General features: G+C 61.4%; 15 protein-coding genes. 5 read left to right on the top strand and 10 right to left on the bottom strand.

Translation table 11 applies throughout. The features are described from left to right. Positions 1-65 precede the first annotated feature (65 nt). The 3 genes from FX982_RS11890 to ptsP are packed head-to-tail and all read right to left on the bottom strand — an operon-like array spanning position 66 to position 5,612. Positions 66-1,796, bottom strand: coding sequence for a PTS fructose-like transporter subunit IIB (locus FX982_RS11890; RefSeq protein ID WP_172610777.1), 1,731 nt, complete (start codon positions 1,794-1,796; stop codon positions 66-68). Between the two features lie 16 nt (positions 1,797-1,812). Further along, positions 1,813-2,751, bottom strand: a complete 939-nt coding sequence (pfkB, locus tag FX982_RS11885; protein ID WP_172610776.1) for a 1-phosphofructokinase — start codon at positions 2,749-2,751, stop codon at positions 1,813-1,815. Continuing rightward, complete coding sequence (ptsP, locus tag FX982_RS11880) at positions 2,751-5,612, bottom strand: phosphoenolpyruvate--protein phosphotransferase (protein ID WP_172610775.1); 2,862 nt, start codon at positions 5,610-5,612, stop codon at positions 2,751-2,753. The genes pfkB and ptsP overlap by 1 nt, the downstream gene beginning before the upstream one ends. 384 nt (positions 5,613-5,996) lie before the next feature. Here ptsP and cra point away from each other — a divergent pair, with 384 nt between their 5' ends. From cra to FX982_RS11865, 3 genes are all read left to right on the top strand, one after another. Beyond that, complete coding sequence (cra, locus tag FX982_RS11875; protein WP_172610774.1) at positions 5,997-6,992, top strand: catabolite repressor/activator; 996 nt, start codon at positions 5,997-5,999, stop codon at positions 6,990-6,992. A gap of 5 nt (positions 6,993-6,997) precedes the next feature. Further along, complete coding sequence (locus tag FX982_RS11870) at positions 6,998-7,777, top strand: TatD family hydrolase (RefSeq protein WP_172610773.1); 780 nt, start codon at positions 6,998-7,000, stop codon at positions 7,775-7,777. A 90-nt stretch (positions 7,778-7,867) separates the two neighbouring features. Further along, positions 7,868-8,296, top strand: a complete 429-nt coding sequence (locus FX982_RS11865) for a low affinity iron permease family protein (protein ID WP_172610772.1) — start codon at positions 7,868-7,870, stop codon at positions 8,294-8,296. A 161-nt stretch (positions 8,297-8,457) separates the two neighbouring features. Here the strand turns inward: FX982_RS11865 and garD are convergent, their stop codons facing one another. From garD to FX982_RS11830, 7 genes are all read right to left on the bottom strand, one after another. After that, the gene (garD, locus tag FX982_RS11860; protein WP_172610771.1) at positions 8,458-10,011 is read right to left on the bottom strand and encodes a galactarate dehydratase; all 1,554 of its coding nucleotides are present in this window, start codon (positions 10,009-10,011) and stop codon (positions 8,458-8,460) included. 12 nt (positions 10,012-10,023) lie between these two features. Continuing rightward, positions 10,024-11,394, bottom strand: a complete 1,371-nt coding sequence (locus FX982_RS11855) for an MFS transporter (RefSeq protein WP_172610770.1) — start codon at positions 11,392-11,394, stop codon at positions 10,024-10,026. Between the two features lie 175 nt (positions 11,395-11,569). Continuing rightward, a complete protein-coding gene (gene kdgD, locus FX982_RS11850; protein ID WP_122534960.1) occupies positions 11,570-12,481 on the bottom strand; it encodes a 5-dehydro-4-deoxyglucarate dehydratase in 912 nt (303 codons plus the stop codon). Between the two features lie 448 nt (positions 12,482-12,929). Beyond that, a complete protein-coding gene (locus FX982_RS11845) occupies positions 12,930-13,679 on the bottom strand; it encodes a FadR/GntR family transcriptional regulator (RefSeq protein WP_108120830.1) in 750 nt (249 codons plus the stop codon). Positions 13,680-13,799: 120 nt separating this feature from the next. Further along, positions 13,800-15,536, bottom strand: a complete 1,737-nt coding sequence (locus FX982_RS11840) for an ABC transporter ATP-binding protein/permease (protein WP_172610769.1) — start codon at positions 15,534-15,536, stop codon at positions 13,800-13,802. Between the two features lie 99 nt (positions 15,537-15,635). After that, a complete protein-coding gene (locus FX982_RS11835) occupies positions 15,636-16,196 on the bottom strand; it encodes a response regulator transcription factor (protein ID WP_065990162.1) in 561 nt (186 codons plus the stop codon). After that, positions 16,193-17,449, bottom strand: coding sequence for an ATP-binding protein (locus tag FX982_RS11830; RefSeq protein ID WP_172610768.1), 1,257 nt, complete (start codon positions 17,447-17,449; stop codon positions 16,193-16,195). The genes FX982_RS11835 and FX982_RS11830 overlap by 4 nt, the downstream gene beginning before the upstream one ends. Positions 17,450-17,656: 207 nt before the next feature. On the opposite strand from FX982_RS11830, the gene FX982_RS11825 reads away from it, so the two are divergent. Together FX982_RS11825 and FX982_RS11820 are read left to right on the top strand one after the other, a co-directional pair. Next, on the top strand, positions 17,657-18,373 hold the full coding sequence (locus FX982_RS11825) for an SIMPL domain-containing protein (protein WP_172610767.1): 717 nt from the start codon (positions 17,657-17,659) through the stop codon (positions 18,371-18,373). A 248-nt stretch (positions 18,374-18,621) separates the two neighbouring features. Then, complete coding sequence (locus FX982_RS11820; RefSeq protein ID WP_172610766.1) at positions 18,622-20,793, top strand: HET-C-related protein; 2,172 nt, start codon at positions 18,622-18,624, stop codon at positions 20,791-20,793. The last annotated feature ends 34 nt before the right edge of the window (positions 20,794-20,827 follow it).

Here is a 20,827-nt window from a genome sequence, read left to right as displayed (position 1 = left end):
CCGGTCCCACTAAAAGCATCGCGTGCATCCCGTGGAACCGGTTATAGGCGGGGAAACGCCAGCGATTACGCGCCGGCGGGCACCGCATCCAGCTCGGCGGGTTCAGGTCGTTTCAGCAGCGCGTACAGCACGCCGGTAACGACGCTGCCCGCCACGATCGCCAGCAGATACAGCAGCGCATGGTTAATCGCGTTCGGGATCAGCAGCACGAACAACCCACCGTGGGGCGCCATGAGTTTGCAGCCGAAGAACATCGACAGGGCACCGGTCAGCGCGCCACCGACGATGCTCGCCGGAATCACCCGCAGCGGGTCTTTCGCCGCAAACGGAATCGCGCCTTCGGAGATGAAGCACAGCCCCAGCACGAACGCCGCTTTGCCCGCCTCACGCTCGCTCTGGGCAAACTTGCGCCGGGCGATCAATGCCGCGATGCCCATGCCGATCGGCGGGACCATGCCGGCCGCCATTGTTGCCGCCATCGGCGCGCCGCTGCTCGAGGCCAGCAAGCCCACCGAAAACGCATAGGACGCCTTATTGATCGGCCCACCCAGATCCACGCACATCATCGCGCCCAGCAGCACGCCGAGCAGCACCGCGTTGGCCGTGCCCATGGTGTCGAGGAAGTGGGTCAGCCCTTCGAGCATGCCGGCGACCGGCTTGCCCACCACGTAAATCATTACCAACCCGGTGAACAGGCTCGCCAGCAGCGGAATGATCAGAATCGGCTTCAGCGCTTCGACACTTGCCGGCAACTTCGCGTAGCGATTCACCGCCCAGGCGCTGTAACCCGCCAGGAATCCCGCGATGATGCCGCCAATGAAGCCCGCGCCCAAGGTGCTCGCCAGCAGACCACCGATCATCCCCGGCGCAAGGCCCGGACGGTCGGCAATGGAATACGCGATGTAACCGGCCAGCAACGGCACCATCAACTGGAACGCCGCGCCCGCGCCGATCTGTTTCAAGGCTGCCGCCAGCGTGCCCGGTTCTTCCGCCGCGTGAATGCCGAACACGAACGACAGTGCGATCAGCAAACCGCCCGCCACCACCATCGGCAGCATGAACGACACGCCGGTGAGCAGGTGTTTGTAGACGCCGGTCTTTTCCTTTTTGGAAGAGGCCTTGGACGTTGAAGCCGTTGACTCAACTTCCGCCTCCGCCAGCGCTTTCTTCAGCGTCGTTTCAGCTTGCTTGAGCGCAATACCGGTGCCGCAGCGAAAGATGCGCTTGCCGGCAAAACGCTCGGTGGCGACTTCGATATCACACGCCAGCAGCACCACATCGGCGTCGGCGATGGCCTGGGCGCTGAGCGGATTACGCGCACCGACCGAGCCCTGGGTTTCCACCTGCAGTTCATAGCCGAGCTTTTTGGCTGCCTGCTGAATCGCCTCGGCCGCCATAAAGGTGTGAGCGACGCCGGTCGGGCACGCCGTCACCGCCACCAGACGCGGTTGCGCGCTGGAAGCAGTCGGCGCAGCAGAAGTCGCGGTGTGCTCGGCCGCCAGCGCCGCCGCTGAACGCAGAAAGCCGTCGGCGTCCTGCAACGCTTGCGCGGGCGTGGCCTGATACAGGCGCTTGCCGGCGAAACGCGCCAGGTCCAGCGCGCCGGTGTTGACCACCAGCACCCAGTCGGCCGCTTCGATGTCGCCCGGCGACAGTTGCTTCTCCGGGTGGCGCGGATCATGGATCTCGACGCTGGTGCTCCAACCCTGGCGCTGGGCCGCCGCATCCAGCAGACGGGCACTGAGGACGCTGCTGATTTTGCCGTTCGGACAGGCCGTAACGATGGCTAACTTCATCACACTTCCTCTCTTGTTATGCCGTCAGGGCGCGGACGTTGACACCGCTTTCCAGACGTTTCAATTGCGCCGGATCATTGATGCCGAAGCCGATCTGAGTCACGGCCATGGCCGCAATGGCCGTGGCAGTTCGCAAGGTTTGCTCGGGTTTGTGCCCAGACAGCAAGCCGTGGACCATCCCGGCCAGCAGCGAATCCCCCGCGCCGACGGTGCTGGCGACGGTGACTTTGGGCGGCAGTGCCTGCAACGCGACGTTGGAACTGAACCAGTGAACGCCCTCCGAGCCTTGGGAAATCACCACGTGCTCGATGCCACGCTGGCGCAGATCGGCCGCTGCCTCGGCTTGCGCGGCGATGGAAATGATCGGCGCATCAAGGGCGTCGGCCAGTTCTTCGGTGTTGGGCTTGATCATCCACGGCGACGCTTCCAGGCCGGCGCGCAACGCTTCGCCGCTGGTGTCCAGCGCCACTTTCAAACCCATGGCGTTGAGGCGCAGCAACAACGTTTTCAGCCACTGCGCACTGACGCCGCGGGGCAGACTGCCAGCCACGACCACCGCATCAAAACCCGCCGCGATCTGTTCAACCCGAGCGGCCAGCGCCTGTTGCGCCTGGAGGCTGACTTCCGGGCCCGGGCCGTTGAGGTCGGTGATGCGCCCGCTGCTTTCCGCCAGCTTGATGTTGCTGCGCGTCTCGCCTGGTACCCGCACGAACTCATCGACGAAGCCGCGCTTGGCGAACAGGGTTTCGAACGGCTGCTGGTTATCGACGCCGAGGAAGCCCGCGACGGTCAGCTCGTGCCCCAAATCAGCCAACACCTGGGCGACGTTGATGCCCTTGCCCGCCGCGTGGCTGAGCATGGCGTCGCTGCGGTTGACCTGGCCGATCTGTAAGGGGCCCAACTGCACGGTCAGGTCCAGCGCCGGGTTCATGGTCAATGTCAGAATTTTCGCCATTACAGCCCCTCCACGAGGGCACGCACGTCCGCCGCGCTGCCAACGGCCAGGGCCGCCTGCGCAAGTTTCCGGGCTTCGATCAGATTCAATTCACGGACGCAGGCTTTGACTTCGCCGATGCTCCGCGCCGAGACGCTCAATTCATCCACACCCAGACCGACCAGCACCGGCACGGCCAGCGGGTCGGCGGCCAGTTCGCCGCAGACGCCTACCCATTTACCGTTGGCGTGAGCGGCGCGCACGGTGATGTCGATCAGTTGCAACACCGCCGGGTGCAGACCGTCGGCCTGGGCGGACAACGTCGGGTGACCGCGATCGATGGCCATCGTGTACTGGGTCAGGTCGTTGGTGCCGACGCTGAAGAAATCCACTTCTTTCGCCAGCACCGGTGCCAGCAACGCCGCCGACGGCACTTCGATCATGATCCCCAGTTGCAGGTCGGCAACCGGGATCTCCAGACGCAGACGCTCGGTCATGTCGCGGGCCTGGCGCCATTCTTCAACGGTGCCCACCATCGGAAACATGATGCGCAACGGGCGATTGTCCGCCGCACGCAGCAACGCACGCAGCTGGCTTTCCATGATGTCCGGGCGTTGCAAGGTCAGGCGAATGCCGCGCACGCCGAGAAACGGGTTTTCTTCTTTATCGATGGGCCAGTACGGCAGCGGCTTGTCGCCGCCGACGTCGAGGGTGCGAACCACCAGCGGGCGACCGTCGAGGTCGTTGAGCACGCGTCGGTATTCCGCTTCCTGTGTCGCTTCATCGGGCGCGGAACTGTGGGCCATGAACAGCAATTCGGTGCGCAGCAGGCCAATCCCTTCGGCGCCCTGCTCCACTGCTGCCGGCGTGCCGGCGCTGTCACCGATGTTGGCGAAGACCTCAACGGTGTGGCCGTCCTGGGTGATCGCTGGCTCCATGCGCAGGGCAGCGGCAGCCTTGAGGCGTTGCTCGCGGGTGTCACGGTCTTGCAAGGCACGCTGCAGGGTCGCTTCGTCGGGCGCAACGTCGAGACGCCCGCGCTGGCCGTCAATCAACAACTGGGTGCCGGATTTGATCAGCAACACCGCATCGCCCGCACCTACAAGGGCGGGGATGCCCAGCGCCCGGGCGACGATGGCGCTGTGGGCCGTGGCGCCGCCGCGGGCGGTGAGAATGCCGGCGACACGGGCAGGGTCCAGACGCGCGACGTCGGATGGACCGACTTCGTCCATCACCAGAATGTAAGGTTCTTCCGGCTCAACCAGGTCTTCGACGCCGCAGATTTGCGCCAGCACCCGGCGGCCGACATCCCGCAAGTCAGCGGCGCGCTCGGCCAGCAGCGCGTCTTTCAGCTGTTCCTGCTGACGCGCGGCGGCCTCGATCACGTTCATCCACGCGGCAGCGGCGCTTTCGCCTTGTTTCAGACGCTGGGCCACTTCGTCGACCAGCTCGGGGTCGGCGAGCATTTCCTGGTGGGTGACGAAAATCTCGCGAATGGCCTTCGCCGTGCTGCGTTGAATCAATTGCTCGATGTCGACGCGCACCTGCGCCAGCGCGCTGTGCAGACGTTCGTGTTCGACGCTTTGCGATTCGCCCTGTGCCGGGTAATCGAACACCGGCAGAACATGCACGTGGGCCGGGCCGACGGCGATGCCGGGCGCAGCAGGCACGGCCGGAATCTGAGTGCCTGCAGCGGGGGCGCTGAGGGTTTTTTCAACAACCGCCGTGGCTGGCTTGACTTCGGTATGGGTCGGCAACGGCTCGATTTCTTCGCCCAGGCCTTCGAGCACCGCAGCGATCAACGCAGGCAAGGCGTCGGCAGCAATGGTCGGCTCGGCGATGAACTCAAGGGACTGACCGCGCTGCACGCCGAGGCTCAGCAGTTTACTCAGGCTCTTGGCCGACACAGGATTTTCGGTGCCATCGACGATGCGCACGCGAATGTCGCCGTCAAAGCCCTTGGCCAGTTGCGCGAGGATTTTCGCGGGACGCGCATGCAGGCCGTGGGCATTGGCCAGGGTCACGCGCTCACTCGGCCAGTCGGGCGGCACTTCGCCGCCCAATGCCTGAAGCACCGCGCGACTGCTGGTCGCTTCACCCAGTACGTGGCCGCGACCTTCGATCAGCAAGGCGCACAAACGTTCGAGCAACGCCTGGTGGGACTCACCCAGACTTGCCAGACAGAACAGCCCGGTCAGCGACTGGCCCAGATGACGCATGGGTTTGTCCGGCGTAACGAAGGCCAGGCCGGGCTTGTTGACCATCTGCTCACTGTGCAGCCACCAGAGGCCTTCGCCCAACGGCAGCGGCTCGACCTGCTGCAGCACCGCCGCGAAACCGTTGTTCACGCACTCGGCTTTGCGCAGCAAACGCGCGCCGCGCCAGACGAGCTCTTCGAAATCATCGACCATGACGCCCAGGCTGATCATCTGAGCATCGAGGGCCAGTTCCTGCGGCGCGCCTTGCAGCAGTTTGAGCAGAGACTCGGGATCCTTCGACTGACGCAGCGCCTCGCCCAGGTCGTTTTCACCCAGGGCGCGGGTCAGCAACTGAAGCAACCGCAAATGCTCGTCGGACTTGGCAGCGATGCCGATGGCCAGATAGACCATTTGCCCGTCACCCCAGTCCACCCCCTCGGGGAATTGCATCAGGCGCACGCCGGTGGCGAACACCTGGTCGCGGGTCTGCGGCGTGCCGTGGGGAATGGCGATGCCTTGCCCCAGAAAAGTCGAACCCTGTTGCTCGCGCGCCTGCAAGCCTGCAAGGTAGCCGGGAGCCACCAGGCCATCGGCGACAAGCAAGTCAGCCAGCAGTTGCAACGCGGCGGGCTTGTCCACCGCCGACTGGTCCATGGAAATTTGCTCTATGGTCAGCTCGAGCATTGCGTTCTCCTGTGCTGCGCGGGGTCGCGCCAGATTCTTGTTGTAGGACCGGTCGTACACACCGATGACGTACGGTTTGCTTAATAATGAATGCGAAAACTCACATTGATACTTCGACTCAGGGCCCGCCTTGGGCAAAAAGCAGGGCAAAAGGCGCCATAAACCGGCCTGCTGAATCGTTTAATCTAGCGTGCCGCGCACGTTACTTGATAATCCATGCGGATTGAAGCTCATCCGGTCGAATCGTGTAGGAAACATCCTTCGCGGCACACACGCTTCCTACGAGACAACGGTCTGCTGTCATGATGGCTGTTAATCGGTGAAAATCCCTGCCACGGTAGTTCAGCTCTCACTTCTGCTTCTCATCACGAAAGGATGCCCGGCTTGAAACTCAGTGATATTGCGCGTCTGGCCGGTGTTTCTGTGACCACGGCCAGCTACGTGATCAACGGAAAGGCCGAACAGCAACGCATCAGCAGCGCGACGGTCGAGCGCGTGCGCGCGGTGGTCGACGCCCACGGCTTCCGGCCCAACCCGCAGGCGGCCGGGCTGCGCAGCCGGCATACCCGGACCCTTGGCTTCATCCTGCCCGACCTCGAGAACCCCAGTTACGCGCGCATCGCCAAGCAACTGGAACAGGGTGCCCGCGCGCGTGGTTACCAATTGCTGATCGCCAGTTCAGACGACGATCCCATCAGCGAGTTGCAGTTGTTGCAGCTGTTTCGCGCGCGACGCTGCGATGCGCTGTTCGTCGCCAGTTGCCTGCCGGCCAGTGATGACAGCTACCGCGCGCTGCAACAGCAAGGGACGCCGGTCATCGCCATCGACCGGGAGATGGACCCGGCGCACTTCTGTTCGGTGGTCAGCGATGACCATGACGCCAGCCAGCAACTGACCCGCAGCCTGCTGGAGATCAAGCCGCGGCACATCGCCCTGATCGGCGCGCGGCCGGAGCTGAGCGTCAGTCAGGCGCGGGCCAGTGGTTTCGAAGATGCGCTGGAGGGTTTCGAAGGCTCGGTGATCATCGAACACGGCGACGCGTTCAGCCGTGACTGCGGCCAGCAACTGGCCAGCGACATGTTTGATCGCCTGGGGTATTTCCCCGACGCGCTGATTACGACGTCCTATGTCCTGCTGCAAGGGGTGTTCGATTTGCTGCACCAGCGCCGCCTGAACCCGGACCAGCTTCATCTGGGCACATTCGGTGACACGCAATTGCTGGATTTCCTGCCGTTGCCGGTCAATGCCATGGCTCAGCAGCACCATCTGATCGCTGAAAAAGCCTTGGCCCTGGCGTTGTCGGCCATCGAGCAGGATCAGTACGAGCCAGGCGTGCATGCCATCGTGCGGACATTCAAACAACGGATTCACGAGGCGTAAGCAACGTGCGACTGATCGACACTCACACGCACCTGGATTTCGACAACTTCGACGCCGACCGCGACGCCGTCCTCGCCAACAGCCGGCAGTTGGGTGTCGATCGCATCGTGGTGCTGGGCGTCTATCAGCGCAATCTGCAACGGGTGTGGGATCTGGCGATCAGCGAACCCTCGGTGTACGCCGCGCTGGGTCTGCACCCTGTGTTCCTCGAAGAGCATCAGCCCGAGCATGTGCAGCAGATGCGCGACTGGCTGACGCGTCTGGCCGGGCATCCCAAGCTCTGCGCCGTGGGTGAAATCGGTCTGGATTACTACATCGAATCCCTGGACCGCCCGCGGCAACAGACGTTGCTTGACCAGCAGTTGCAGCTGGCCGCCGACTTCAACCTCCCTGCCCTGCTCCACGTGCGCCGCAGCCACGCCGACACCATTGCCGCGCTCAAGCGCTTCAAGCTCAAGCGCTGCGGCATCATTCACGCCTTCGCCGGCAGCCGCGAAGAAGCCCGGGAATACATCAAGCTGGGTTACAAGCTGGGGCTGGGCGGTGCGGCGACGTGGCCGCAGGCGTTGCGCATGCACCGGGTGATCGCCGATCTGCCGTTGGAAAGCGTCGTGCTGGAAACCGACTCCCCGGACATGGCGCCGGCAATGTTTCCGGGCCTGCGCAACAGCCCCGAGCATCTACCCGATATCTGCGCGGCCATCGCCAAGCTGATGAACATCCCCGCCGACGCACTGGCCGCCGCGAGCACCGCCAACGCCTGTGAGGTATTCGGCTGGAGCTGATCCTGTCGCCGATTTCATGTTGCGAGAAGAAATTTCAAAGACGCAGCGCGGTCCCTTGGGTATCTCTATTGCTTAACCAAGGAACCGTTCATGACATTCTCGAAGTTCGCGCAGGCCTTGTCGCAATGGTCTGGCAGCCCACGAACCTTCCTCGTTGCGATTGCGCTGATCTGCGTGTGGGCCGCCACCGGGCCGCTCTTCCATTTCAACGACACCTGGCAACTGATCATCAACACGTCTACGACGATCATTACCTTTCTGATGGTTTTCCTGATCCAGAACACCCAGAACCGCGATACCGATGAGCTGCATATCAAGATCGACGAACTGCTGCGGGTGACCAAAGACGCGCAGAACGCCGTGCTGAGCCTGGATAACCTCGACCAGAAGGAACTGCACGCGCTGCGCAAGAAGTACAAGGCGATGGGCGAAGGCATCGAGTTTGATCACACCGAGGCGTTTCCGGAGCCGGAGCCTGAGGCGGGTGAGGAGAAAGCAGAGTTGGTGACTGGCCGCTGATGCCTTTGACTCTTCAGCGGCAAAAGTGGCGTATTCGCGAGCAAGCTCGCTCCCACAGGGGCTGAGTACGGCGCAGAAACCTGTGGCGACACAATCACTCCCACATGGACCATGCACCAGCCGGACTAACAAGCCCGGCTGGTAGAGGGCTGAATTCCGGCTTAGGTAATCGGCGCCGGGTTGAACAACGTAATGTCGTTGTGCAAACGATACTTCTCGGTCCAGGTCGTCTTCTTTCCGCTGGCCACGTCCAGATAGAAGTGAAAAAGCTCCCATCCCAAGTCCTCGATGCTGGCGCGCCCGGTTGCAATGCGCCCTGCATCAACATCGATCAGATCGGGCCAGCGCTGGGCCAGCTCGGTGCGGGTCGACACCTTCACCACCGGTGACATCGCCAAACCATACGGCGTGCCGCGCCCTGTAGTGAACACGTGCAGGTTCATCCCGGCCGCCAGTTGCAGCGTCCCGCAAACAAAGTCGCTCGCCGGCGTCGCGCAGAAGATCAGGCCTTTGCGCGTCACCCGCTCGCCGGGGCCAAGCACCCCGTTGATCGCGCTGCTGCCGGATTTGACAATCGACCCCAGCGACTTCTCGACGATGTTCGACAGCCCGCCCTTCTTGTTCCCCGGCGTGGTGTTGGCGCTGCGGTCCGCTTCGCCCTTGGCCAGGTAACGGTCGTACCAGTCCATTTCGCGAACCAGGCCTTCAGCGACTTCCATGTTTTCGGCACGGGAGGTCAGCAGGTAGATCGCATCACGCACTTCGGTCACTTCCGAAAACATCACGGTTGCGCCCGCGCGCAGCAACAGGTCCGAGGCATAACCCAGCGCGGGGTTGGCGGTGATGCCGGAAAACGCATCGCTGCCGCCGCACTGCATGCCCAGAATCAATTCCGACGCCGGCACGGTTTCGCGACGACGCTGGTCGAGCTTCTTCAAGCGTGTCTCGGCCAATTCCATGATCTGCTCGATCATTTCGTTGAAGCCGTGCTTGGAGTCTTGCAAGCGATACAGCCAGGGCTCGCTCAGGTCGACCGAGGCGTCGCCAGTGTGCATGACCTGATCGGCCTGCAGCTTCTCGCAGCCGAGGCTGATCACTAGCGCCTCGCCACCCAGGTTCGGGTTGCGCGCCAGGTTGCGCACCGTGCGAATCGGGATGTACGCGTCTTTGGCAGTGATGGCGACGCCGCAGCCGTAGCTGTGGGTCAGCGCCACCACGTCATCGACGTTCGGGTACTTGGGCAGCAATTCCTCGCGGATGCGCTTGACGGCGATATCCAGAACCCCGGTGACGCACTGCACCGTCGTTGTGATGCCCAGGATATTGCGCGTGCCAACGGTGCCGTCGGCGTTGCGGTAACCCTCGAAGGTGAAGCCTTCCAGCGGCTCACCCCTGACCGGCACGGCGTCTGACATCGGCAGGCTGTCCAGCGCCGGCGCTGATGGCATGCGCAGCTGATCTTCCTTGACCCAACTGCCTTTCGGGATCGGCTGCAGCGCATAGCCGATGGTGTGGCCGTAACGAATGATCGGCTCCCCTTCGGCGATGTCCACGGTGTTCACCTTGTGGCTCTGCGGCACATTGTCGACGGTCACCAGACCGTTATCGAATTCAGTCCCCGCCGGTACGCCCTGGTCATTGACCACGACGACGACGTTATCAAGCGCATGCAGGCGAATGTAACGCGGCGAGTCGGCATGTTGGATCAAGTTCATCACGGTTTTTCCTCAGAGTTTCGCTTGAGAAAGCTCGGCTTCACTGGCCGGCAAGGCACCCTTCTGTGGGGTTTCCTTGAGTTCTACACGTTTGATTTCACCGACGATGAAGATGTAGCTGATCACCGCCACCAGCGCGTTGGCGCCGACGAACACCAAGGCCCATTTGAACGAACCGGTGGTGCTGATGATGTAACCGATGACAATCGGGGTGGTGATGGAAGCGATGTTACCGAACATGTTGAACAGACCGCCGCTCAAACCGGCGATTTGTTTCGGCGATGCGTCGGACATGACCGCCCAGCCCAGTGCGCCAACGCCCTTGCCGAAGAAGGCCAGTGCCATGAAGCCCACGACGACCCATTCGATGTCGACGTAGTTGCACGTCACGATCGAGGTCGACAGCAGCAGGCCACCAATGATTGGCGCCTTGCGAGCGACGGTCAGCGAGTGGCCTTTGCGCAGCAGGTAGTCGGAAATGATCCCGCCCAGTACGCCGCCGATGAATCCGCAAATGGCCGGCAGCGAAGCGATGAAGCCCGCCTTGAGGATGGTCATGCCGCGTTCTTGAACCAGGTACACCGGGAACCAGGTCAGGAAGAAGTAGGTGATGCCGTTGATGCAGTATTGAGCCAGGTAAATGCCCAGCATCATGCGGTTGGTCAGCAACTGACGCACATAGTCCCATTTCGGCCCGCTGGCAGAGCCTTTGCCCTTGTCCTGATCCATGTCGACCATGCCGCCGTTGTTGGCGATGTGATCGAATTCTTCCTTGTTGATTTTCGGGTGGTTGCGCGGGCTGTGGATAACTTTCAGCCAGATCAGGGAGAACAGGATGCCGATGCTGCCCATCACGATGAACACGTGCTGCCAGCCGAAGGTGTAAACGATCCAGCCCATGATCGGGGCGAACAGAACGGTGGCGAAGTATTGTGCCGAGTTGAAGATCGCCGAGGCCGTGCCGCGCTCAGACGTCGGGAACCAGGCCGCCACGATACGGGCGTTGCCGGGGAACGACGGTGCTTCGGCGAGGCCGACCATGAAGCGCAGGGCGAACAGCAGGAAGATGGCGGTGGAGAGACCGAATTCGCCGACGTAGCCTTGCAGCACGGTGAACAGCGACCAGGTGAAGATGCTCAATGCGTAGACTTTCTTGGAGCCGTAGCGGTCCAGAAGCCAGCCGCCTGGGATCTGGCCGGCGACGTAGGCCCAACCAAATGCGGAGAAGATGAAACCGAGGGTAACGGCGTCGATGCCGAGGCTTTTCTGCAGGCTGGAGCCCGCGATGGCGATGGTTGCACGGTCGGCGTAGTTGATCGTGGTCACCAGAAACAGCATGAGCAAGATCAAATAGCGGACGTGCGTCGGCTTGGTTTTCTGCATGTTCGAAACTCCCACTAGTTATTTTTTTTGCGCGGGTAAACGATCTTATGTGTGTGCTGCTCGCCTCTGCCCCTAAAACAGATGCGATGTGAAGCTGTGCTGCGAGCTGTCCGTTAGCGAAGCCCCGAGGGCAAAAAACCGCTGATCGCTCAGCGGTTTTGCGGGAACTGGGCGATTACTGCTTGCCCTGCTTGTCCATCAACGCAGCCAGCATGTCGACTTCGTCCGACGTCAGGTCAGTCAGCGGCGCGCGGACAGGGCCTGCGTCGTAACCGGCAAGCTTGGCGCCCGCCTTGACGATGCTCACCGCGTAGCCGTGTTTGCGGTTACGGATGTCCAGGTACGGCAGGAAGAAATCGTCGATCAGCTTGCCGACGGTCTCGTGATCGTCTTTGGCGATGGCGTGGTAGAAGTCCATCGCCATTTTCGGCAGGAAGTTGAACACCGCCGAGGAGTAAACCGGCACGCCCAGCGCCTTGTAGGCAGCGGCGTAGACTTCTGCCGTTGGCAGACCACCCAGGTACGAGAAGCGGTCGCCCAGACGACGGCGGATCGAAACCATCAGCTCGATATCACCCAGGCCGTCCTTGTAGCCGATCAGGTTAGGGCAGCGCTCGGCCAATTGTTCCAGCAGCGAAGGGGTCAGGCGGCAGACGTTACGGTTGTAGACAACAACGCCGATCTTGACCGATTTGCAGACCGCTTCAACGTGGAGGGCGACGCCGTCCTGGCTGGCTTCGGTCAGGTAGTGAGGCAGCAGCAGCAGGCCTTTGGCCCCCAGACGCTCGGCTTCTTGAGCCATCTGAATCGCCTGGCGGGTCGGACCACCGACGCCAGCCAGAATCGGCACGCTGGTTTCGCAGGTGTCGACGGCAGTCTTGATGATTTCGGAGTATTCGTCGCCGGTCAGTGAGAAGAACTCACCTGTACCGCCTGCGGCGAACAGCGCGGAAGCGCCATACGGGGCGAGCCATTCCAGACGCTTGATGTAGCCAGCGCGGTGGAAGTCGCCTTGGGCATTGAAATCGGTAACCGGGAAGGAAAGCAGACCGTGAGAGAGGATGGACTTCAGTTCTTGTGGATTCATTATTCGAACACCCTGGGGAGCTATTTTTGTGGATGAAGCACCAGTCCTGCGCTGATGTCGTAAGTCATCGTACAACTGAGAGGGAGATCACTCAATAGCGTTTTGAAATATTTATGACTGGGGAGGATGAGTGGTGCCTGCTGATGCTGGCAGGGTGCAAAGCCCGGTTATGAGATGCCGCAGTCGCTACAGAGGTGTGCTATATGGCGCGATTTGTAGGAGTGAGCTTGCTCGCGATCTGGCGCAAAGCGGCAGCATTCTTGGTGATGCGGCGCGTCTGAAAGCACCGCAGCGTCAGTTTACGACTGTTGCGCAGCCGATCGCGAGCAAGCTCACTCCTACGGCCTCCGGCCAGAGTCAACGAGCCGACGTCCAAGCCTGAATCACCGACCCGCGCAAACACCTTAGAGGGCAGCGCAGCTATGCCCTACCCTTCTAACAACGTGTCTCAAGCCCGCTGCGATTCAGCCTCTTCATGGGCATGACGCAGCCGTTCGCGGCTATTGGTCAGGTGCAGGCGCATGGCGGCGCGGGCGGCATCGGAATCCTGGCGCGCGATGGCGTCGTAGATTTCCTCGTGCTCGCGGCTCAGGCGGCTCATGTAATGCTGGTTGTCGTCGTGGGCCAGGCGCGCAGAATTCAGACGGGTACGGGGAATGATGCTAGTGCCCAGGTGATTCATGATGTCGGTGAAGTAGCGGTTGCCGGTCGACAGGGCAATTGCCATGTGGAACTGGAAATCGGCGCCGACAGCATCGCTGGCATGGGCCGCGCTCTCGCTGAGTGCGTCGAGGGCGGCGCGCATATCGGCCAGTTGCTCGGCGGATCGGCGTTGGGCGGCCAGGCCGGCTGATTCGACTTCGAGACTGATGCGCAGCTCGAGGATCGCCAGGACGTCACGGAGGGTGACGATGGTGGCCGGATCGATACGGAAACCGCTCGGGCTCGGCGTGTCCAGAACGAATGTGCCGATACCATGCCGGGTTTCGACGAGTCCGGAGGCCTGGAGGCGAGAGATGGCTTCGCGAACAACCGTGCGGCTGACGCCCTGCTCTTCCATGATTGCAGACTCGGTAGGCAACTTGTCCCCGCGCTTTAGCCCGCCAGTGCGGATCCGCTCGGAGAGTTCAGTCACCAGTTCCTGTGCGAGACTGCGGTGCTTTCTGCGTGCGCGAGGCGGAGCGCTCTGATTTTCCATATCCAACATGCATCTCTAAATACACTGAACGCTGATGATAGCTCACCGGGTTGTGCGATCACACAACAACCCCGGCGAAGCACCTGGTTTACGACACTTTATCGCTTCAGCACTCTACGCTTAAAGTGCCGATTCGGTTAGCGGCTGCTCGTGCAACTGGCCACCGTCGATGCGCACGTGGCGACCATGGAAGCGCTTGAGGCTGCTGCGGTGGCCGATGCTGAGCAGGGTCACGCCCGGTAGGTCGTCCAGCAACGCCTGATACAGCGCGGCCTCATCCTCTTCGTCCATCGCGGATGTGGCTTCATCCAGGTAAAGCCAGTCCGGCGCGAACAGTAATGCTCGGGCAAAAGCGACGCGTTGTTGCTCACCCGGTGACAGCATGCGCTGCCAATGTTCGCTCTCGTCCAGTCGCGGGATGAGATGACCCAGGCGGCAGGTGTCCAGCACTTGAGCAAAACGCTCGACAGGATAGACCTCGGGCGCTTGGGGATAACTCAGCGCCTCCCGCAGCGTACCAATGGGCAGATACGGTTTTTGCGGCAGGAAGAACGCGCGTTTGGCGGGTAGCTTCACTGCACCATGTCCTTCTTTCCACAATCCGCCCATCGCCCGCAGCAGCGTACTTTTGCCACTGCCGGATCGGCCGCTGAGCATGACTTTTTCGCCTGCCGCAATGCGAATGTTGGCATTGTTCAGCAACTGGCGACCGCCGGCGAGAGACAGCGCCAGGCCATCGAGCTGCAAGGCATCGCTCTCATGACTGACCTTGATGGCCGGCACGCGCGCTTCGTTTTCGTCCATGGCCTGACGGAAGCTGAGCAGACGATCACAGGTGGCGCGCCACGACGCCAGCTGGGTGTATGCGTCGATGAACCAGCTGAAATTTTCCTGCACATTGCCGAACGCCGAGTTGATCTGCATCAGCTCGCCCAGTTCGATCTTGCCAGCGAAGTAACGCGGTGCAGCCACGACAAAGGCGAAGACGATGGCGATCTGTGAGTAACCGGCGGTAAAGAACGTCAGGCGCTTCTGCACCTTCATGATCGTCCAGAAGTTGCTCCAGACCATGCCGAACCGTGCGCTCAGGCGCTGATTCTCGTTGGCCTCCCCGTCGGACAGGGCGATGCTTTCGGCGTTCTCGCGAACGCGCACCAGAGAGAAACGCATGTCGGCCTCGTAACGCTGTTGCTGGTTGCTCAGCACGATCAAGCGTTTGCCGATCAGGTGAGTCAGCAAGCTGCCGACCGCGGCATAAATAAGCGCGGCCCAGAACATGTAGCCCGGAATGGTGATGCCAAACAGCTCGATGCTGCCGGACACGCCCCACAGGATCACCGAGAACGACACCAGGCTGACCACGGTGCGCAGCAGGCCAAGGCTCAGGCTGAGGGTGTCGGACGTGAAGTTATTGAGGTCTTCGGACAGACGCTGGTCAGGGTTATCGGTGTAACCGCCCTGCTCCAGCCGGTAGTAATTCTTGTGCGCGAGCCATTTGGCAAAATGCTGTTCGGTCAGCCAGCGACGCCAGCGGATGGTCAGCATCTGGGTCAGATAGAGGCGATACACCGCGCCGAGAATGGCGATGGCGGCAATGCCGCAGAAGTACAGAATCAGGTGGGTGAAGGCGCCCAGATCCTTATTCTGCAGGGCGTTGTAAAAGTCACGGTACCAGCTGTTGACCAGCACCGAGATAAACACACTGAACAGCGACAGCACGATCACTGCGATGAGCAGCACCCAGGCCATGCCTTTTTCTTCGCTGCGCCAGTAGGGCGTCACCAGCTTCCAGACCCGGGAAAAGAAATTCCCGTTTACAGCGTCATTGACCCTGGATTCGTCTACATCAAAATTCATGGCAAAAGCTCGGCAGCAGGCAATTAAAGGCGTTGGCGCCAATGTGCCAGACGCCACAGACGATCTTCCATGAATAAATGTTTAAGAAGCAGTCCCTGCTTAGCGACGAACCGGGCGCTTCTGCAACTTGCGCTGCAAGGTACGTCGATGCATGCCCAGCGCACGCGCCGTTGCGGAAATATTGCCCTCGTGTTCGGTCAACACGCGCTGAATATGCTCCCACTGCAAGCGGTCAACGGACATCGGGTTTTCCGGCACCAGTGTGTCCAGGTCGGCGTGTTCGGACAGCAGCGCTGCCAGCACGTCATCGGCATCGGCGGGTTTGCACAGGTAGTTGCAGGCGCCGCGCTTGATCGCCTCGACGGCCGTGGCGATGCTCGAATAACCGGTCAGGATCAGCACGCGCATTTCCGGGTCCAGTTCCAGCAGCTTAGGCAACAGCACCAGCCCCGAGTCCCCTTCCATTTTCAGGTCGACGGCGGCGTAGTCCGGAATGTCCTGCTGCGCGAGGGCCAGGCCCTCATCGGCGGAGCCGGCGGTGCTCACGCGAAAACCGCGGCGCGCCATGGCCCGCGCCATCACGCGGGTGAAGGTGGCGTCGTCGTCCACCAGCAGCAGGTGCGGCAGCTCTTCGCCTTCAACCTGGATTTCGTCAGTCATGCTTCATCTCCTCGTGCGTCACGGGGCAGGCGCAGCTCGGTCAGCGTGCCGCCTTCCTCGTGAGGATAGAGTTTCACCGAGCCGCCCGCGCGGGTCACGCTGGCCTTACTCAAGAACAGGCCAAGGCCGAAGCCTTTGCCCTTGGTGGTAAAAAACGGTTTACCGATCTGCTCGGCGATGGCCAACGGAACGCCGGCCCCATGATCGCGGATGCTGATGCGAATCTCGGTGGCGGTCCAGTCCAGATTCACCTCGAGCCCTTCGGCGCAGGCATCGGCGGCATTGTTGAGCAGGTTCAGCAGCGCCTGAGTGAGATCCGGCGGCGGCGCCAGCATCGGCACGTCGCCCTGCCCCAGCCGCTGAAAGCGATAAGTGGCTTCCGGGCGCATCAGGTGCCAGCGGTTGAGCGCCTGATCGAGCCAGTGCGTGACGGTCTGTTCCTGCACTGAAAGCCGGCGATTGGCTTCGGCGGCGCGCACCAGTTGCTGCAGCGTCTCCTTGCACAGCTTGACCTGATCCTGCAGCACCGAAAGATCTTCCTGCAGCGCAGGGTCCTTGTGGTCCTGTTGCATCTCCTTGAGCAGCACGCTCATGGTCGCCAGCGGCGTGCCGAGTTCATGGGCGGCGCCGGCAGCTTCGGTCGCTACCGCCAGCAGTTGCTGATCGCGCGCCCCTTCTTCGCGGCGCAAGGCACGCATGTGTTCCTGACGGCGCAGCTCTTCGGCCATGCGCGCGGCGAAGAAGGTGATTACACCAGCCGCCAGCGCAAAGCTCAGCCACATGCCGTAGATCTGCATGTTCTCGCGGGCCACAAACGCATCCAGCGGGAAGAACTTGGCCAGCATCAGCGTGTACAGCGCCAGCGCGATGCCCGACAGGATCAGCGAATAACGCCACGGCAGCGTCACGGCGGCGATGGTCAGCGGCACCAGGTAATAAGAAACGAACGGGTTGGTCGAGCCGCCGGAGAAGTACAGCAGCGCGCTGTGGATAAACAGGTCGAATGCCAGTTGCACGGCGTATTCGAGTTCGGTCACCGGCCACGAGGTGCGCAAACGGATGGCCGTCAGCAGGCAGACGATCGCCGAGAAACCCAGGGTGATGTCCAGCTGCAGCCAGGGCAGCGGCAGCATATCGAACAGATAGGCAAACCCCACTGAGCCCGCCTGTGCACCCAGCACCAGAATGCGGATGAACGTCAGGCGCCAGAGGTTCTGACGGGTGGCAGAAAGCAGTTGCAAGGGGGCGAGCATGAGCTCTCCTGATGAGCGCTCCAGGCGAATCGGAGCGAGTATAACCAATGCGACAACAGTTGCCGTCAAAGTGCGTCAAACCGCCACATCCATTTGACCTCCGCCCAATGGCGCAGGAACAAGCCTCCGGGTTCACAGTCTCATGGGCATCCGTCCGCCGAGGACTTGCCACATCCCTCGGGACGGTTCGCCAAACAAGGAGTTTTTATGTTCAGCCTTCGCCCTACTGCTGCACTGTTCACCCTCGGCGCACTCGCGCTGGCCAGCACCCCTGCCCTCGCCGACGACGTTCACTACAACCAGGTTTCGGTCCGCGCCGAAGTCAGCCAGGAAGTGCAGCGCGACCTGATGACCGTCACCCTCTACACCGAATCGCAGAACACCGACCCGGCCAAGCTGGCGTCCGGCGTCACTGAAACCCTGAACAAAGCCCTGGGCGAAGCGCGTCAGGTCAAAGACATCAACATCCGTCAGGGCAGCCGCAACAGCTACCCGATCTATGACGATAAAGGCCAGAAGATCACTGGCTGGCGTGAACACGCCGAACTGCGCCTGGAAAGCGCCGACTTTGCCGCCCTCTCCAAGTTGACCGGCGACCTGCTGGGTGGCGACATGAAAATGGGCGGCATGGACTTCTCCATTTCCAACCCCGCACGCAAGACCAGCGAAGACGCATTGCTCAAAGACGCGGTGACAGCATTCCGTGCTCGCGCGAAATTGGTGACCGACGCACTGGGCGGTACCGGCTACAAGCTGGTCAACCTGAACCTGAACACCTCCGGTTTTCCGCAGCCGTATCTGCGCGCGCCAGTCATGATGATGAAGGCCGCGCGTGCCGACGCCGCACCAACGCCAGATGTCGAGGCCGGCACCAGTCAGGTCAGTGTGGCAGCAGATGGCGTGATCGAAGTCGCTATCCCTTGATGCACACGGCGGCAGCCAAGGGCTGCCGCCTTTTCCCTCCCCCGTCCCCGCTTTATTACGGCCATCCCGTGGCCGCTTCCCCATCAGCGCAGCTCCTATCTCCTACGTCCCGGGGCGATTCGGCCGATTTTCACGCTGCCCGAAATAAATAGAATTGTCCGCAGCAAAACACACCTGACGCGCACTCAAGGCCGCCAGCCCCAAGGGCACGGCCGTGCGCGGCCAATGATTCAAGGAAGAATCCGATCATGCCTTTTCAAGCTCAAACCGTTATTCCTGTCGACGTGTCTACCCGCACGTTGCGCAGTACATTCGCGCTGGATCTACTGACCCACGTGGCCGAAACGCTCGCGCCAGAATCTTTTGCCATTGAGATGGGCAACGTCTTCGGTAACGACATTCCGCCTCACCTCTATACGAAGCTGCGGGACAAACTGCTGGCGGGTGAGGTGCATAACCCTGCCGTGCTTCTCTCCTGGGAGCTGGGCTTCGAAGCCGACTATGACAACCGCGAGCGGGTCATCCGTGTCGATTGGTCATTCTTCGCGCGTACGACCGCCCATCCGCAGCACTACTGGTGGTTGCTCACCGCACTGCTCCACGAATTCGGCCACCACATCGACAACGTCCTGCGCCATGAACTGGCTGATGAAAACGCGCCATTGGCGAACGATGCCCCATTCGAGGAAGGCCATCTGTTCACCTTGTGGTTGACCGAAGCAGCCTCCCCGTCACGAGACGACCTGAGCTTCGCCACGTATTCCGAAGTGGCCTCCAGCGATCGTGAGTACGCGATGTCCTGGAAGAACGCTTGCGAAGCCATCCGCGACTATCTGGCCTCGACCGATCTGCGCATCGAGCCTTCCCACAGCAATTCCGACCGCGAAGCCTTCGAAGCCGGCAACGCAGAGGCGAAAGGCAGCACCCACCAGACGATTGAATGGGTTCTGCAGGATTTCAAATTCAGCCGAACGGAAATCGACGCCGTTTATTTCGGCAACTGGCTACGGGATTACTCTCAGGTCGTTGATCCCAAGATCACCCGTGCACCCGACATGCCAAAAGAATTCCCGGCGACACTGTCCCGCGAGGGCTGGACGAATCTGGTCGACGTGCTGGCAGCCAAGAAATTCTTCGACCTGCGGATGCGCTATCCGAACGAAATGAAGGTCACGCCCAAAAAACTGGGTGTTTACCGGCCAACGGAACACATCGACAATCCGCTGGTGACCAATCCGCCGTTCCCGGACCCGAAAGTGCGTGACCCGGACTTCGAAGCCTGGGTGCTATCCGGTGATCCGTCCCTTGGCGCGGACTTGGCCACGTCGATGAAACGCTACATCGGCAACGCGGTGGGCTACATGGAGCAGGAGCTGCGCCTGGCCATGGAACAGGGCCGTTCCCTCGACGGACTGCGCAGCTTCGGCGCCGCGCTGCATGTGCTCGAAGACCTGTTCGCCCATTCAAACTTCGCAGAACTGAGCCTGATCAAGGCCGGCCATGTCAGGGTTCTACCCTGGACAACGCCTGTTCACGTCAAATGGAACCTGCCTCTGGTCACGGGCACATTCGGGGCCACCGACGTCATCGCCAGTCTGGCGGGACCGCTGGGCAAAATCCTCTTTTCCACCCAGGAGCTTGAGTTCGAGCTCACTCAGCCGGGTTATCGTTCGGACAGAGATAAAGTGATGCTGGTGTTGCTGAGCGAACACCCTGATCAGGATTATTTCAACGCATTCAACGCGCTGCTGACGGCCAGGGACGGCCTGGTGACGCTCGCCAAAAAAATGGGCGTAGACACCCTGAAGTTCTATCGCTGGCTGATCAACACCCCGGCGGGCATTTTGCTGAACGCGTACAACAGCGCGGCACAAGGTGTACTGACCTGGATCGGCAACAGCGTCGACGATGCGCAGACTCTGCTGGGCAGTGACCCGAACACCGATCCGACGCTGGAGCCGAGCCACTCGCAACTCTCCAAGGACCACGCCGAGCACCCGCTCCACGATTTGGCCGCGCTGCTCGCTACCGAAGCCGTGCGCAAAGTTGCCCAGTCCATGGTCGATTACTGGGCTGGCAAACCTGAGGCAGATCCGGTCGCCGTCGCGTCGGCATTCTTCTGCCATCCTGCCGACAGCGAATGGCAGTACCCGATCGTCAACGCATGGGCCGCCAGCAATCCGGCGGAAGTGGCACGCAGTGAATCGAAGAGCGAGCTGGACGAGACCCAGCAAGCGGCAATCGACGAACTGCGCGCCATCCAGAACACACTCATCAAAGACAGCCAGAGCTATTTGAACTACGTGTTCAACAGCAAAACCTCCCAGGCCTCGGGCTTGCAGGGCTTTCTGGAGCAGGGATTCATGAAAGTGGTTTCCGGCACCGCCTGGTGGAAGGAGTTGCAGAACTTCATTAAGTAATAAGCTTATGAATTTACCTGGCTTGTTGCCCGAG

This window comes from Pseudomonas graminis (assembly GCF_013201545.1).
Lineage (GTDB): Bacteria > Pseudomonadota > Gammaproteobacteria > Pseudomonadales > Pseudomonadaceae > Aquipseudomonas.
This window is presented reverse-complemented; position numbering and strand designations above follow the sequence as displayed.